The sequence below is a fragment of the Fannyhessea sp. C0108B2 genome, assembly GCF_056583915.1.
The window spans coordinates 1-16,642 of the sequence record NZ_JBWPJQ010000002.1 but is presented as its reverse complement, the minus strand read 5'-3'; the positions used below and the strand labels follow the sequence as shown (position 1 = coordinate 16,642).

The 16,642-nt window shown below is 41.2% G+C and carries 14 protein-coding genes; 9 read left to right on the top strand and 5 right to left on the bottom strand.

What is annotated here, in order from left to right; all coding sequences use genetic code 11:
* Nucleotides 1-305: 305 nt before the first annotated feature.
* Complete coding sequence (locus AC1DBT_RS01080) at nucleotides 306-2,738, top strand: glycoside hydrolase family 3 protein (RefSeq protein ID WP_480018260.1); 2,433 nt, start codon at nucleotides 306-308, stop codon at nucleotides 2,736-2,738.
* A 153-nt stretch (nucleotides 2,739-2,891) separates the two neighbouring features.
* Here the strand turns inward: AC1DBT_RS01080 and AC1DBT_RS01075 are convergent, their stop codons facing one another.
* Nucleotides 2,892-7,046, bottom strand: coding sequence for a BspA family leucine-rich repeat surface protein (locus AC1DBT_RS01075; protein ID WP_480018259.1), 4,155 nt, complete (start codon nucleotides 7,044-7,046; stop codon nucleotides 2,892-2,894).
* A gap of 600 nt (nucleotides 7,047-7,646) precedes the next feature.
* On the opposite strand from AC1DBT_RS01075, the gene AC1DBT_RS01070 reads away from it, so the two are divergent.
* From AC1DBT_RS01070 to AC1DBT_RS01055, 4 genes are all read left to right on the top strand, one after another.
* Nucleotides 7,647-7,805: a TetR/AcrR family transcriptional regulator gene (locus AC1DBT_RS01070; protein ID WP_480018258.1), complete on the top strand. Its 159-nt coding sequence runs from the start codon at nucleotides 7,647-7,649 to the stop codon at nucleotides 7,803-7,805.
* A 248-nt stretch (nucleotides 7,806-8,053) separates the two neighbouring features.
* Entirely contained in the window at nucleotides 8,054-8,359 is a 306-nt protein-coding gene (locus AC1DBT_RS01065) for a hypothetical protein (protein ID WP_480018257.1), read from the top strand.
* Entirely contained in the window at nucleotides 8,356-8,847 is a 492-nt protein-coding gene (locus AC1DBT_RS01060; RefSeq protein WP_480018256.1) for an ATP-binding cassette domain-containing protein, read from the top strand. The genes AC1DBT_RS01065 and AC1DBT_RS01060 overlap by 4 nt, the downstream gene beginning before the upstream one ends.
* A 35-nt stretch (nucleotides 8,848-8,882) precedes the next feature.
* Nucleotides 8,883-9,086, top strand: a complete 204-nt coding sequence (locus AC1DBT_RS01055; protein WP_480018255.1) for a hypothetical protein — start codon at nucleotides 8,883-8,885, stop codon at nucleotides 9,084-9,086.
* A gap of 1 nt (nucleotide 9,087) precedes the next feature.
* Here the strand turns inward: AC1DBT_RS01055 and AC1DBT_RS01050 are convergent, their stop codons facing one another.
* Nucleotides 9,088-10,506, bottom strand: a complete 1,419-nt coding sequence (locus tag AC1DBT_RS01050) for a sensor histidine kinase (protein ID WP_480018254.1) — start codon at nucleotides 10,504-10,506, stop codon at nucleotides 9,088-9,090.
* 1 nt (nucleotide 10,507) lies between these two features.
* Nucleotides 10,508-11,215 (bottom strand): response regulator transcription factor, encoded by a 708-nt coding sequence (locus AC1DBT_RS01045; RefSeq protein WP_480018253.1) that lies wholly within the window; start codon nucleotides 11,213-11,215, stop codon nucleotides 10,508-10,510.
* Between the two features lie 142 nt (nucleotides 11,216-11,357).
* Here AC1DBT_RS01045 and AC1DBT_RS01040 point away from each other — a divergent pair, with 142 nt between their 5' ends.
* From AC1DBT_RS01040 to AC1DBT_RS01025, 4 genes are all read left to right on the top strand, one after another.
* Nucleotides 11,358-12,122: an ABC transporter ATP-binding protein gene (locus tag AC1DBT_RS01040; RefSeq protein ID WP_010241598.1), complete on the top strand. Its 765-nt coding sequence runs from the start codon at nucleotides 11,358-11,360 to the stop codon at nucleotides 12,120-12,122.
* Entirely contained in the window at nucleotides 12,119-12,844 is a 726-nt protein-coding gene (locus AC1DBT_RS01035) for an ABC transporter permease (protein WP_480018252.1), read from the top strand. The genes AC1DBT_RS01040 and AC1DBT_RS01035 overlap by 4 nt, the downstream gene beginning before the upstream one ends.
* Before the next feature lie 11 nt (nucleotides 12,845-12,855).
* The gene (locus AC1DBT_RS01030) at nucleotides 12,856-13,620 is read left to right on the top strand and encodes an ABC transporter permease (protein ID WP_480018251.1); all 765 of its coding nucleotides are present in this window, start codon (nucleotides 12,856-12,858) and stop codon (nucleotides 13,618-13,620) included.
* 154 nt (nucleotides 13,621-13,774) lie between these two features.
* Nucleotides 13,775-14,722: a D-alanyl-D-alanine carboxypeptidase family protein gene (locus tag AC1DBT_RS01025; protein ID WP_480018250.1), complete on the top strand. Its 948-nt coding sequence runs from the start codon at nucleotides 13,775-13,777 to the stop codon at nucleotides 14,720-14,722.
* A gap of 176 nt (nucleotides 14,723-14,898) precedes the next feature.
* Here AC1DBT_RS01025 and AC1DBT_RS01020 read toward each other — a convergent pair whose 3' ends face one another.
* Nucleotides 14,899-15,306, bottom strand: coding sequence for a TM2 domain-containing protein (locus AC1DBT_RS01020; protein ID WP_480018249.1), 408 nt, complete (start codon nucleotides 15,304-15,306; stop codon nucleotides 14,899-14,901).
* 776 nt (nucleotides 15,307-16,082) lie between these two features.
* Nucleotides 16,083-16,642: G5 domain-containing protein (locus AC1DBT_RS01015; protein ID WP_480018248.1), on the bottom strand; the 560-nt coding region annotated here is incomplete at its 5' end.

Below are 16,642 nucleotides of genomic sequence, written 5' to 3'. Positions count from 1 at the left end.
TTGCGCTGCGTGTGGATCTATAGCAGATGTTGCACAAGGACAGATAGGGTGGAGCGTGGTGCATGCGCGTATATCAGTTGGAGGAGTGTTGTGAGGCAACCTGTATAGGCGCTTTTCCCGTTTACCGACGTGTTGGATACGTTCACCAGATTATTATGCCGCTTAAAACCATTGTGGATATTCACATATTATTATACTAACTGCTGCGATCATGGGAGTGCACCATTTTCTGCGTTTGATCATGCATATACCTTTGTTTAAAGCAACCAATATACAGTCATATTACTATAGAGGATGGATGAATTATGCTACCTAAATCATCAGACTTGTCAGGCAAATTTACGCACAGTTTAAGTCGTAGGCAATTTGTCTCGGGAGGGATTGCACTCAGCGCGCTTGGTGTAGGGCTGGGTTTTATAACTCCCATTATGTCTCGTACCGCTTTTGCAAATCAGAAAGATCAAAATAGTATTGCCGGGAAAGATGTTCAAGCTATTTTGCATGCAATGACACGTCGACAAAAAATTGAGCAAATGCTTATGCCCGATTTTAGACAGTGGGGAGCAAAAAATGATCAGAAACCGTCAGATCTTACCGCAATGAATGATGAGGTGCGCGCAGCACTAGATGAGTTCCACTTTGGTGGTGTAATACTTTTTGCCAATAATGTTAAAGAAACCGAGCAAACGCTCAAGCTGACGCGCGATATGCAGGCTGCGGCACTACAAAACTCCAAACATGATCCTTGTGGTGATATCCCACTTTTCCTTACGATTGACCAAGAGGGCGGCATTGTTTATCGTTTAGGAAGTGGTACTGCTTTACCAGGTAACATGGCTGTTGGCGCCACGCGTAATCCTGATTACGCACAAGAATGCGGAGGAATTATTGGGCGTGAGCTGAGCGCACTTGGCATAAACGTTAATTTTGCACCCGTTTTTGATGTAAACAATAATCCGTCTAATCCTGTTATTGGTTTACGCTCGTTTGGCGAAAAACCTGAGCTTGTTAGTTCAATGGGTGTTGCAATGATGAAAGGTATGCAAAAATATAACATCATCGCAACGGCGAAGCATTTCCCCGGTCATGGTGATGTTGCTGTGGATTCACATATTGGTTTGCCACGTGTTGATAAAACAAAAGAGCAACTTGAAAATCTTGAATTTATCCCCTTTAAAGCTGCTGTTAAGTCGGGTATCGATATGATTATGACAGCACACATTCAATATCCTAAAATCGAAACTACTAAAGTTAAATCAACTAACCCTAAAAAAGGAGAGTTCGAACTCCCCGCTACTCTGTCTAAGGTGATTATGACTGACATTTTGCGTACAGAGATGGGTTTTAAGGGCGTGGCAGTTACTGATGCTTTGGGAATGGGCGCTATAGCCGAAAATTTCACTCCTTTTGACGCGGTTAAAAGAGTGTTTCTTGCTGGGGTAGATATTGCACTTATGCCTATGGTGCTCAGAAACACGGCTGATATTGATAAGCTGCGCAAGTTAATAGATGCTTTAGAGAAAGATAAAGACATTACTGACACGAGGCTGGATGAATCGGTTACGCGCATTCTTAATCTTAAAAAGAAGCGCGGCATTCTTGATTATGCAAAATCAGTAAAAGAATGGGCAACTGCATTGAACTTTGCAAATGCTCAAGTAGGCTCAAAAGAAAATCGCGGGATTGAACGAAAAGTTTCCGAGGCGGCAGTCACGGTTGTTAAAAACGAAAACAATGCCCTACCATTTGCACCGACTGCTTCGGACAAAGTATTGCTCATTACTGCATTTGCAAATGAAATTCCAGGTGTAAAGTTAGCAATCCGTCGCCTGAAACACGATAAGGTTTTACCAGAAGATGTAGTTTGTGATGTTGATAATTACATTAAAACAGGAGATGAAACGGAAGAGCAAATCAGCGCAACTGTAGATGAACTCAAGAACAAAATTAAAGGGTATTCGATGGTTGTTGCTGTGTCGCGCGTGTATTCAGCAAAATATCTTACTGATAAAAAGAAATCTCCGTATAGCGTTTTTGCAACCACATCCTTAGTTAATGCCTGCGCCGATGCAAAAATACCAATTGCAGTGATGTCAATAGCTAACCCCTACGATGCGGCTCTTTATACAAATGCATCTGCAGTGTTATGTGTTTACGGCAATAAGGGAATGGATCCAACAGAAAAGCTTGAACCGTCTAAAGCTTTTGGGCCCAATATCCCTGCAGGTATTGAGGCTATTTTTGGTGGTTCTGTACCTTCGGGTAAGTTGCCTGTGACGTTTTATGCAATAAAAACTAATGCTTCAAACGATGCAGAATTTGACACCAATACGGTTATTATGCCTTATGGTTCATCAGTAAGCGTGATAAGCTTAGACCAGAAACGCGCAATGTCTACCTCAACAAATAATACAACTTCAAATGGTGAACAGACTTCTACCCCATCGCAAGAAAACACAAAGCCTGGAAACAGCACAGGGAACACTACACAAAACGGCGCATCAGACGATGATCAACAGAATGAAGGAAAAAGTTCTGGTGGCGTAAACGATGGGGGAGCATCGTCGGATAACAATACAACACAGGGCATGCCGCAAACATCAGATTTGTTTAATAACATGGCTTCAATAGCTGCTATGGGGATGGGTTTATCTGGTGTTTTAAGTGGCATAACAACGCGTTCATATAAGAAAACCGTGCACGATAGTTCAAATAATACAAATACAGCCCGTATGTAATAACGAGCGCAAAACACCCGAGTGTTAGTGTTCACACTCGGGTGTTTATATGGCTGCTATAGTCACAAGTTGCAGAGATTTGAGCTATAAGCCGTAGGGCTTTAAGCTTTAGGCTGCTGGCCGTAGTCTGCAGAGCGCAGAACTATAGACGTGCTACTTGTTGGTATGCTTTTTGCGCGCGCGAAGCACTCCTGCAAAACTTGCAAGCGAAAAACCAAGCGTAGACAGCAATGCTCCCCATGAACCCTCATCACCTGTCTTGGGTGTTTGTTTCATATGCTTTTTAAGGTTAGTCAAAGGCATAGTGGTATACGTGCTTATGACGCGTATAAGACGTCCAGTAGAAGGATCTACTTTATAGACCTTAATAGTTGTTGAGCCATCATCATTTTTGATAACTTCCTTGTTACCCACTTTAGTTAGACCGTCTTTAGCAGCAGTGATTTCTACCTCATCACGAGGCACCCATACGCCGTTAACAAAGCTACCTGTATGTGTAGTAACTTTTAAGCCATCTACAGGATCACTAATCTTTTTCTTTGTGTTAAAAGGAAGGGTCTCATCTGCTACATAAACCATTTTTGCAGGTAACACTTCTACTTCTTGTGTATCAAGGACAGCTGGCTCGTTGTGAGCATGAGACGTTTCGGTTGGATCACTAAGACGTCCGGTAGAAGGGTCTACTTTATAGACCTTAATAGTTGTTGAGCCATCATCATTTTTGATAACTTCCTTGTTACCCACCTCAATTAAACAGTTAACTGCAGGTGTTATATCTTCGTGCGTTGAAATAAGCTTTCCAAGCTGGTTTGGTTGCGTCTCATCAATTTGGTAGACAGATGTGGTAACAACTTTTCCGTTTACTCCGTAAACCTTGATTACTTGTTGTTTAAATGCAAGAGAGGTATTAGCTACATAGTTAGTTGTAAACGGAATAATTGTAGTCTTTTGGATTTGTGTGGTGCGCTCAGGCGTAGGCGTTGGCTCTGGCATTGGCTCGGGCTCTGGTATTGGCTCTGGCTCTGGCATTGGCTCGGGCGTTGGCACCACGTTTTTGGTATATTGCGCGTATACCACTTGATCGGCATCAACAACACTGTCTTTGGTAAACGATGTGCCACTGCCGTCTGCTTTTGTATTCCACTCTTTAAACGTATAGCCATCTTTAACAGGAGCATTGGGCATAGTAACACCTGTTAAAACGGCATCGCTTGTTACGATTGTTTCGCCTGCAAGATCGGCAATCTTTTTGCCAGCTTCAACCTTAAGGGTTGTGACCTTCGACTTTTCATCCATAAATGTTACGGTATGCGCCGCTTTAATGGTATAGGTTTGGAACAAGTCCGAAAGCTTTGCGTCTGAGGTAAGTTCTTTTTCGGCAACAGCTATATAGTCAGTTGGAACCTTGGCATCTTTTGTGTGTAAAGTTTTAGCACCCTCTGCAACAGCTCCAGGAATGTAGTGTTTTACGATCTCAACAGCATCCGTTGATGGTGCGCTGTCTTTCCCGTTAATACGAGAATCAAGCACCGCTGGAATATGCGTTTTTTCACTGGCAGTACCGTATTTCACAGTAACAAAATGGGCTTTTTCTCCGTCTGCTTTTTGTCCTTTTATAGTATTGAGCAGCACATCATTGTTGGTAATAACTAGATTGTTGTCGAGATAATATTTTAAATTATCCCAGCCAGGGTTATCATGAGTTTTAATAGAATTAAAATAATCAATTATTTCTTTATCTGTTGTATTTCCAACATTGAATATATACGTAGCCCCTTCAGAATCACCAAGAACATCAAAAAATACTCTAGGCCTAAGCCACTTTATATTAGTGAATGTTAGTGGAAGATACTCAGATGTTCTGTATCCAAACATTTCGGAACTAGACGAACCATAATAACTATCTTCATAAAACTTATCTGCCCAACTTTGTATAGGAGATATATCAGTCAGTTTCATACAGCGAGCAAAGACATACCTTAGAGGCCCGTCTGCTGGATTTACACTAATATTCCAATCTTTTATTCCGCTAATATCCGTTAAGTTTTCGCAGCCGCTAAACATGCAAGCAATAATTAAATTTTTATTTGTCTTCCAACCTTTAAGCCCGTTTAAATTCTCTAGACTCTTGCAACCATCGAACATATTGCTCATGTCGGTAACGTTCTGAACGTCCCAGTTAGCCATCTCATCAACGTTTCTCAATTTTTCACACAGTACAAACATGCAGTACATGTTAGTAACTTTGCTGGTATTCCAATTTTTTAAACCTGCCAAATTTTCAAGATTCTTGCAACCAAAAAATAGGTAGGACATGTCGGTAACGTTGCTCGTATCCCAATCAGATAACTTGTCAAGATTCGTCAACCCTTCACAACCAGGAACATGCGTTGGAGTCGGATACTCATCACCAATAAATCCTGCAAACATTCCTTGCATGGTAGTAACGTTTTTGGTATTCCAATTAGACAACGCAGAAATATCCGATAAATTCTTGCAGCCAAAAAACAGGTAGGACATATCGGTAACATTACTGGTATTCCACTTAGACAGTGCAGAAATGTCATTAAGGCTCTGATTACCAGATATCGCAGTGCGAATAAAGAAGCTATTAGAGTCGTCATCAGAATGGATAATACAATACCAGCTAAACATACCGCGCATCTTACGTAAGTTTTCGGTTTTCCATTCCTCTAAACCAGCTAAGCTTTCTAAGCCTTTGCAGCCGCTAAACATGTAGGACATATCGGTAACGTTGCTCGTGTTCCATTTGGCTAGGGGTTTAAGGCTCGTTAATTTTTCGCAGGCGCTGATAGAAATAATCTTCGTTTTACCGAAATCTACGTAAAAATAATCAGAATAACCGGCAAACATGCCGCGCATTGTAGTTACACTACCTATATGCCAGCTCCTCAAACCCGAAATATCTGACAAATTCGCGCACCCAAAAAACAGGTACGCCATATCGGTAACTTTGCTGGTATCCCACTTCTCTAAGGCAGCGACATCTGTTAATTTTTCGCAGCCATTAACTATGGAAAAGCTGCCCATTGAGGGACTGAGATGTTTTTGTACCTGACCTCCAAACATTGCCTTCACCGTAGTAACGTTGCTCGTATTCCAGTCCTTCAAACCTTCAATATCCGACAATTTTTTGCATCCACTGAACATGTACGACATATCAGTAACTTTGCTGGTATCCCAGGTCTTTAAGGCACTAACATCTGTTAGGCTTGTACAACCGTCAATTTTGCCTGCAAATTGATGTACCTGCCCTCCAAACATTCCCTGCATGGTGGTAACGTTGCCTGTTTTCCAGTTTTTCAAACCTGAAATATCTGACAAATTCTTGCAGCCGCTAAACATGTAGGACATATCAGTAACTTTGCTGGTATCCCACTTCTCTAAGGCAGCGACATTTGTTAATTTTTCGCATCCATCGATTTTGGTATCTTGATAATAACCTAACTGACCAGCAAACATTTCCTTCATCGTAGTAACGTTGCCTGTATTCCAGTCTTTCAAGCCTGTAATATCTGACAAATTCTTACAGCCGCTAAACAGGTACGACATATCAGTAACGTTGCTTACGTCAAATTTAGCAATATTGCCAAGAGACTTAATATTGGCATCGCTAAACAATCCAGCAATACTGCCATAGCCATATATCTTGCCTTCGAATTTTAGTACGCGATCTTGATTGCGGCGTATCACATATGTAATCTGTTTGAAATCGTCTTTCTTAAGATCGGCACTGATAACACCTTCGGTGGCGTTATCTTTTGGTTTAATAACGAGATATTTAATGCCATTTTCATCTTTATATTCAGCCATGCAACCAGCCATGTTTTTGACTTGTTCAGGCGTAGGAGTACTTGTAGATGCAGGAGTAGCATTAGCCGTAGTGTCAGTGCTTGAAACAGAGCGTTCAGTGTTTAAGGCGCTTTTAGTTGCCTTGTCTTCTGTTGAAGCTTCATTTTTAGTATTGCTTGGTGTAGAAGCGTCTGTTTTAGGATTGTTTGTTTGGTTTGTTTTGGAGTTGCTTAGTTGCTTAGAAGATGATGCAGCTGGTACTTGAGCATCCTTTATCTGATTTTCTTTTTGTGGCGCAATTTCTTTGTTAGAAGCGCCCTTCTGCACTGCGTCTTTATTTGCTGGAGCTGTAAGTGAAGCAGGTTGTGCAGGTTGCTCACTTGCATAGGCAGAAGTTGGAGCCGCGGCTACTGCAACACTCATAGACGTTGCACATACGCCAATGCTTAGTGCAATCGGTAAATAGGTACTTGATTTCTTTTTAGAATACTTCATGTTTATCCTCCATCATACAAACATACAGAAGGTACCTGTCAGAAAACGTAGGATTTAATATACAATCCTTGTGTGGCAAAATCACCTCAATGTATTCCTAAATTTACCTGAAGAAAGTATAGTCCAAGCCCGTTTTTTATACAACATAGATCAGTATATTAAATCCTACCTTATACGACACGCTTCTATTAAAAGAAGGCAACACATATACAAGCTATTACTGCCGCACGCATTTATTGATTACCTGAACACGATAGGTGCCTGATGCCAAAAGCGGCTAATTCTTTTTGAAATTCTTTTGCTGAATATTGTATCTAAAGAGAAAATGCTTGAAAGTAAGCGTTATCAAACTTATACTGTAGGTATCGACGCATCCGTCGATAGGGTGGCGGATCTTTAGTTCCGATAAAGTACGCTGACACAGGACGACGCGCGATGACACAGGACAATGCGCGCTGACGCAGGACGGCGCGCAAAGACACCTCAGGTGCGGCAACGTGTGGCGACGAGACAACGCGTGATGACACGCGACGATCTTTTGACGCGACAACCCATTAAGCTCGTTAACCCTTTACAAGCTTATAGCATGAGGTGAATTGCATGGCTCGTAAAAAGCGGCTTAGTTTTGATGAACGCAAGCAGGCAATAAAGCACGCTGCTATACGCATTTTTGTTGAGCAAGGTTTTGAGAATACAACCATGGAAGACTTGATGAAAGAATCAGGGCTATCAAAGGGTGGGTTTTATCACTACTACTAAAATACAACCGACATACTCCACGACATTATGCTCGACGGCATTGCATACCGAAACGCTATCATGATGAAATCTATTGAGGATGGCAAGCAGTGGAGCGTTGATTTTCTTGCAGATGAAATGGCTAGGAAGGCAGTTGATAGCAATGCACTTATGCCCGTCTACGTGGAGCTTTTGTTGGCTAAAAAGAGAAACCCCGGCTTGAACATGTATATAGGCAGCTTGAACACACTGCTTTTGATACGTTTAAAGTGCATAACATCGACGCTGAGATGCTTTCTGTTGAGCCTTCAAATTTTGAACTCATGGCGTTCTTTGTAAATGCGATTATTCTTTCTGCGAATGTGCTAAACGCGCACAAACTTGTACAAGATAATCAGGCGCTTATTAAGCAGCTGCTCTTGAATATTTTGAAGCAGGACACCGCTCACGCCAGTCACGAGGATAACGGCTGTGGTGCTGCTTGCTCCAGCGACGAGGGAGACAATCAGTTCGGCAGCATGCAAGAGTCTGTTTCAACATCTTCAACTTCTTTACCATCAAAGAAGCGCTCATGAATACATACCGCAAACTGTTTGCGTATATCCCTCAGTTTAGGGTTTTGGCCCTTGGAGCAGTTTTGGCCTCGGGTTTATCGGCTGCGCTTACTACCTGCGGCTATTATGCTATTAATTGTTTTTTGTACGCGCTTATAGCGGACCAAAATATGTCGCGTGCACAAAGTCTTGCGTTTGTTATTGCGTCGTTTTTGCTCGCTGGTACCATCTTCCGTGGTGCATCGGGCCTTATGGCACATTACATTGGTTTTCATCTCGAAAACGCCCTGCGCAAACGCGGTGTTGAGGGCTTAAGTCGCGCAAGTTTTACCTTTTCATACCAGGGCACAAAGAAAAATATAGTCAATATTTCATCGCTTGCAATTGCATGTAATCAAATTACGGCAATTGTAGGAAAAGATGGCGCTGGTAAAACTACGTTTCTTAATTGTTTTTGTGGTTTAGAAAAAAGTGCAAGGGTAGTTTTGAATATGAAGGGCGCGCGTTAAGCAACCAAGAACGCAAAAAATTATGTTTTATGGTTATGCAAAATACAGGAAACCAGCTGTTTAGCGAAAGCGTTCTTGATGAAGTTCTCATGAGCTTGCCCAAGCATACCAACAAGAGGCAAGAAGCAGCTATGAATATATTGCGCCAACTGGATTTAGAATTTTTGGCGCATCGTCACCCTCAGAGTTTATCGGGCTGTAAAGCTGTTGTATGCCGCCGACGCCCACAATCAGGCTAATTTATGTCTTGGGCGCATCTGTTGGCATCTGCGGTAGTGTTAAGGTGGTCATAAAGCCGCCGTGCTTACTTTTGCTTATGGACGTTTTCCCATTATGTGCATCGACAATCTGTTCTACAATCAAAAGCCCTAAGCCATGGCGCTGTTCGGTGGTACTTGTATCACAGATCATATAATGAGGCGTGTGATTAAGCTGTTTGAGTTTTTCATCTGAGACTCCTATGCCATTATCTTCAACGCAAATCATGCAATTGTTGCGATTTGCGCTCACAGACACATAAATTGTGCATCCGCTTTCGTTATGAGTGATGCTATTCCACATAAGATTTGAGATCGCTCGCTTTAATAAGTCCTTGTCTGCAAAAATATTGCAAGTGGTAAGATTCTCGTCTGTTTCCCATACGATTTCAAATTCGCCCTGCATATCCATGTTTATGAAATCAACAACAACTTGACGAACAACTCCAACGGCGTTTTCCTCTTTTTTCTTAATTGGCTGCATGTTATATTCAAGTTTTGAAGCAAGATTAAGATCATTGATTAAATTTTTCATGCGCTCGCTTTGCTTCATAATCATGTTCGCTTTTTTTCGATCTTCTGTTACGAGCCAAGAAGAGCTCGCCAGCTGACTAGCGTATCCCATGACCATAGATAAAGGTGTACGAATATCGTGAGAAACACCCGCTATCCAATTTGCGCGGGCCATTTCTTTTTTCCGTAATTGTTCTTTTTGTTGTTGCAAAACATCGGATGTTGAGTTGATATGAGCAGATATTTCTGAAAGCGCTCCTGTTTCTGGAATGTGGACACGCTCGGCTGTGGACAGGCGTTGTATGCCCTTAATAATTGGATTGACCGATTTAAGGAGTTTCATATTAGCTATTACATAAATTCCAAGGACAAGGCAGATGTTGATACATAAAACGCCTAAAACAATCTGCGGAGAATTTGAAATTAAACTGTAGTTCCAACTTGGTGTTGTGTGTTTCCAAAAGCTATTGCGTGGGAAACCTACAACAACAACGCCTCGTTCGTTTTCGCCCGTATAAGTGGGGTATCCTTTAAGATATCCCACGCTCAACTGTGCTATATCGGAGAGTGTATAGCTTGCAGGAATAGTGGAGGGAACATTTTTTGTTTTCCACACAACGCGCGAGGTGTCATTATCAATTAAAATTGCCCATGCATGGGCGTCTTTCAGTTTAGTGCTCATGTGCTCGGGGAGTGTAAAGTCTCCGTTTGCAGATACATGGAGCGCTTCTCCAGCTTCTTTTGCAATATTATATGGAGACGTCTCTTTATGAGGGATTTGATTTGCCATCAGTACAGCAAACGCAATGATGTTTATAGCCAAAATAAGTACCGAGCTCAGCAGAAAAATACCTATAAATCGTTTTATGAGTTTTGGTATGCTTTTCATCCTATTTCTCTTCCACGATCAGCTTATAGCCCAATCCCTTAACCGTTATGAGCGAAACGGGTTGCGATGGATTACGCTCAATTTTTTCTCTAATGCGGCGTATATGCGCCATTAAAGAATTTTCATATCCAAAAGGATTGTCGCCCCACGCCGCCTCGCACAACGCGTCAATGGTTATAATGCGTCCTGCATTGCGGTATAAGGCAGAAAGTAAATCATGCTCTTTTGCGGTCAGCGGAATATGCTTTGCATCTTTTATTACTTCGGCAGCCGAAAAATCAATCAGACTGTCTTTTAGCTTTACAACTGGGCTTTCGCCCTTGTAACTTCTCCTTAATATTGCCATGATACGAAACATGAGTTCTTTTGGCAGAAACGGTTTTACCACATAATCATCGGCACCTAGGTTAAATCCCTTAAATTTGTCCTCGTCTTCACCGCAAGCAGTGAGAAACAAAACAGGACAATCACTATATTGTTTGAGGTACTTCATGAGATCAAATCCATTTCCATCAGGAAGCATCACATCAAGGATCGCTAATTCTGGAGGGAATTTTTTAGCCGCGTTTATCGCGTCTTTCATGGTTTGAACCGCTGTTATATGGCGAAACCCGTATTCGTTGAGGATGGACACAACCATATGCAACAACTCTTCCTCATCATCAACAAGCAGCACGTGCTTATTCAGCAAATAATCATCCCGATTCATAGCAAAGCCTCCTTTATCTCTATTATGCCATGTGCGTATACATTTTTTGAACGCCTTACAAAACGTAAGGTAGATGTAAGGTAGAGCGAATGTTGTTGCAAGGTTGGTGCAATATCATAAACCTCAGAAAGGAGATATTGCTATGAACAATATTGTTACAACACAACAGCTTACAAAAAGATACAAATCATTTATAGCTGTTAACAACGTTTCACTTCATATCCGCAAAGGAAGCATTTACGGCTTTCTTGGTCCAAATGGGGCGGGAAAATCTACCACTATGAAAATGCTTTTGGGGCTTACAGCTCCCACACAAGGCACTTTTACCATAGATGGAAAGCATTTTCCTGCAGATCGTATACCCATATTGAAGGAAATAGGATCATTTATTGAATCCCCGTCGTTTTACGCTAATCTAACCGGTAGAGAAAATCTTGATATCATTCGACGTATCTTAGGGCTTCCCCAATGCGCAGTTGAAGACGCACTAGAGTTGGTGAGTCTTTCTGAATTTGGCGATCGTTTGGCAAAGCAATATTCACTTGGTATGAAACAGCGACTAGGACTTGCGGGCGCGCTACTTGGTAGGCCGCCTATTCTGATTTTGGATGAGCCAACAAATGGACTTGATCCTGCTGGTATTCATGAAATCCGCAATTTGATTAAATCACTCCCTAGTCTTTACGATTGCACGATTCTTATTTCTTCTCATATGCTCTCCGAAATTGAACTCATGGCAGATGATATTGGAATACTTAATCACGGACGTTTGTTATTTGAGGGCAGTTTGGATGACTTGCGCCAGTATGCCCTGCGTTCTGGCTTTGCTGCCGATAATTTGGAAGAGATGTTTCTGTCTATGATTGAGAGTGACAACTTACGCAAAAAGCAGAGGGCAAAGTTATGAAAACGTTTGTAATTGAACTTAAGAAAAGCAAAAGGACGGGTTTTATCCCTCTTATGCTTGCGGTGGGTATTATGGGTGCGGCTTATGCCTTTGTAAATTTTGTTGTAAGAAAAGATGCGTTATTAAGCCTACCTTTAGCGCCTATGGATATTCTTCTTACGCAGCTTTACGGCATGATCATGGTATTAAACATGTTTGGCGTGATCGTTGCGGCATGTATTATGTATAACATGGAATTTAAGGGAAATGCTGTTAAAAAGATGCATATGCTCCCCATGAGCGTACCTTGCATGTATCTTTGTAAATTCTTGCTGCTAACCGCGCTACTCTTGCTTGCTTTTTTTCTTCAGAATTTAGCACTTGCATATATTGGTATGACCGATTTACCGCAGGGTGCCTTTGAGTTATCTACACTTATATCTTTTGGGGGATATTCGTTTATTACCTCCATGCCAGTGTTGTCTTTTATGCTTTTCATTTCGTCGCGATTTGAAAATATGTGGATGACACTAGGAATTGGTGTGGCAGGATTTTTAAGCAGCATGGCTGTAGCTTCGTCAGACATGATGCTTTTTATGATTTCTCCTTTTGTAATCATGCTAAAACCTGCTGTTGCTATGAGTGCTGCGCCTCATATGGGGATTGTGATTGCCTCGCTTGTTGAAACAATTCTGTTTTTATATGCTGGCGTGTGGACAGCTCAACATGTGCATTACGAATAGGAGGTATAGAAATGAACTTTTGGAACCTGCTTAGCATTGAATTTATAAAAGTAAAGCGCAGTAAAATTATTCCTTTAATTTTTATTGCTCCGCTTCTGGTGGTTTCATCTGGCGTAGCTAGTCTTCATAGATACTTTACGCCTGAATATACAAACGCATGGGCAGCTATGTTTATTCAAAGCGCACTGATTTATTCGTATTATTTGTTGCCGCTGAGCATGATTGTTATTTGCGTGATGATTGCAGGACGAGAAACGGCGCATAACGGGATATTAAAAATGCTTGCGTTGCCCTTAAGCCGCCGTGCTCTTTCTGCTGCAAAATTTTGTGTGCTGGTGTTTTATTTGTTTATGGAAATCGCGGTATTTTTTGCGGTATTTGTTATAGCTGGTCTGTTTGCAACCACGAGCACTGGAATTACAGAAACGCTTCCTGTGACGTACCTTTTGAATTGGTGTGGCATCTTGTTTTTAACTATGATTCCAAGTCTTACCGTTATGTGGGCAATTACAGTCCTTTTTGAAAAGTCGTTGCTGTCCATTGGATTAAATATTCTTCTGGTCATTCCAGGTGTTTTAGCAGCCAATACTCCGCTTTGGTTGGCGTACCCCTATTGTTATAGCGGTTATTTGGTTTCTCGGTCTTTGCATGCGGTAACGTCCATGGGGATAGGTGATGGTGTTTCGCTTTTTCCGTTTTTGCCATGTGCTGTTGCGATTTCTGCAGGCGTATTTTGGGTAGCTGTAACGCGTTTTGGAAAGAAAGAGATGAGCTAATATATATATTTGTATATAATTTTGTTAACTTTGTAAACGGTGCGTGCAATCCAAGCGGTGTAGGCGATTCAAGCGCTGCAAGAAATCTAAGCTGCGCGCGCGAAGCACGCGACCCAAACACCGCAAACGCTGCCGCTTCAACGGGAGACAAGTTATGGAAAAGCAAAGCAAAAACAAACGAAACATGCTGCTAGTTGTGTGCGTTATAGTTTTTGCGATGCTTTTTGTTGTATTCGGACCCTTGAGGAACAGAATTTTTCAGTCAAGTATTGTAAGAAACGTTAGCGACAAAATCGATTTTATCGTCAATACTAAACAACTTAAAATCCCTGATGACGCCCTTGCTTTTTCGGTGTATGACATGGATGCGAACGCCTACTTGTTTTATGAAGGAGCGGGTCAGGAGCCAACCGTTGCAAGCCTGTCAAAACTTTTTGCCATAGATTATGCACTTAGTAAGGTTAAGCTTGATGACGTTTTTGAAGCCAACGACGAAACACTTAAACTTGTGCCTGCGGGTTCATCGATGGCTAACCTAACGCGTGGAACATACACTGCAAAGCAAATTATGCAAGCGATGCTTGTTCCATCTGGAAACGATGCGGCATATGTTATGGCATATAATATCGGCAAAATGGATTTAGGCGCAGGTCATAGCGCAAAAGAATATATCAATCATTTTGTAAAATCACTGAGTACATATATAGCACGTGAGGGCTATAGCAAAACGGATCTCTATGACCCAAGTGGATTTTCTACGCAGGCCACTACCAATTTGGATGACATCAATAGGGTGACGCTTAAACTGCTCGATTACGATTTTGTCAAAGAGTGCATGGGAGAGAGCTCATTTACCATTACAACAAAACAAGGCAATTTTACGTGGAAGAATACCAATGAATTTTTAGATAAAGAGTCGCTGTTTTACAACAAGCACATCAAAGGCGTAAAAACAGGAACGATGGCTTCTTCTTATAATATTATTGCCCTGTACGAGAACAATGGCAAAAGATATTTAATTACCTGTTTAGCTGCGCATTCCAATAAAGACAGATATCAAGCCGTTCGGAACGCCATAAATACGATTATAGAAAAGCGTTAACCCTATAGCTTGGGGCACAAAGGCAACATATGACCAGCTGCCAAGTGTATAAGCCCAGTTATTAAGCTGCAAAGCGCACAAAACATGTAAGCCCTTGTGATTTATACAAAACACAAGGGCTCAACAACGATGATGTAAAATTATGCTCGTTTACCAGCGGTTATAAAGGAGCAATACTAAATGATGATATCGCCGTTCTCGTCCGCATGTTTAGTAAGCGCAACGATTCCTTCGATGAAACTAATAATTGCTGGAATAAATGTCCAACAGAAAAGCAAATATAATACTCCGCTTATTGGCTTACCAGCATAGAATCTGTGAATACCAAAGCCACCAAGAAAAATAGCAAGCAAACCATAAGCTATCTTATTAACTCTTTTTCCATTAATATAGTTTATTTGGGTGGGCGTAACAGGCGTTTCTTCAATTGGATTTACAAAAATTTGGTTTTCGGAGCAGTAAACCTCTACGCTTTGACCTGTATGTGGTAAAAAGCTTAGCGTATTTGTGGCAACCTCTTTTATGCTTCCATCGTCCATTCCAATAGTTGTTGTTGTAACATTTGCGCTTAAAATCTTAGCCATAGTTTCTCCCCTCAACTGAGTTTTAAGGACTAAGTTGTTATTTTAAAATAACGATATAAGTTGCAATAACAATATAAGCCTCCGTTTATTTTACCCTCTCTCTTATTTGTGTCAATAATGTGATGAACATACACCTGTACGAGAATGCTATGCATTATATTGGTTTGTTTGATTTTGGTGTGGGGCAGAGCGCAAGGCATGGTGTTAGTTTAAAGAATACGCATGTAATTCATCTTAAAAGTATTCTTTTGCTTATGTTTAACGAAAGCTCAAACGTAATGTGTGGTTAGCAACATTTTTGTCATACGCATGATTGATTAATACCTTTCTGTTTTTAGGAAACTTGAGGTTTTTACATTTTCCACTCTTGCTGTGTTTGGATGCGTTTTAGCAATATGGTTACGGCATCAAAAGCGAGTCAGATTCCTAAAAAACACGCACATCATAACCAGAATTATGCGTGATAAGTTTGATAGATGACTTATTGCTCGAACAGTAAATATTTGTTTTGAGAGTGCTGGATATTTACTTGTGTAGCCTGTGCTTGTGCAATGTATACTTGTGCATTCTTTATTTGCACATCCTGCTTCTATTATAAAACCTGATAATAATGCCCTTTTTCTACAGTGGATTTGATGCTTGTTGGTTAAGTCCCATAATAAAACTGCACTCCTAATCTGTTCTAATTTCTTAGTGCAAATTCAGGAGTGCAGTTCATTGATCACAGCTGTTTATATTGAGTGGGTTTTTGTAGGTATAAGAACCCAGCAACAAAATTACTTATCTTGCTTTTTGTTCTTCTTTTTATAAAGAATCCCAAGCGCTGTGATTGGCAGCCCTATGATCGACCATAACGAAGCAAGTGAAGATGACTCTCCAGTTTTAGGCGTTAAGCGTTCATGCATGTGCTTAGGTTGATGTAAGTCAGCAGATGGGCTGATTGGTGCTTGCGCAGGTGTAGGATCTTCCTTCGTTCCTACTAAAACTACCTCATCAACTGCATCAATGTGTTTACCTCGTAAAGAATCGACAGTATTAGTTAAACCGTTTACAGGATCAACAACATACGCGGTAGTAACAACGTCAATACCATTTTTACCTTGCGTTTTAACTTTTCTCTCGCCCTTCTTTAAGAAAGCATCATTTATTTCAATCGTCTTAAACTGAATTTCAGATGTCTTGTTATCAACGTTTCCAACCTTCACAACCTTATCAGTTGCCTTGGTTTCTTGAGTAGAGGTAGTAGGATTGCTCAACGCGCCAGTAGAAGCATCGACAACATAGGTCTTAGTGGTGGTTGACTCACCGTCTTTACCTTCAGTCTCAGTTACTTGAG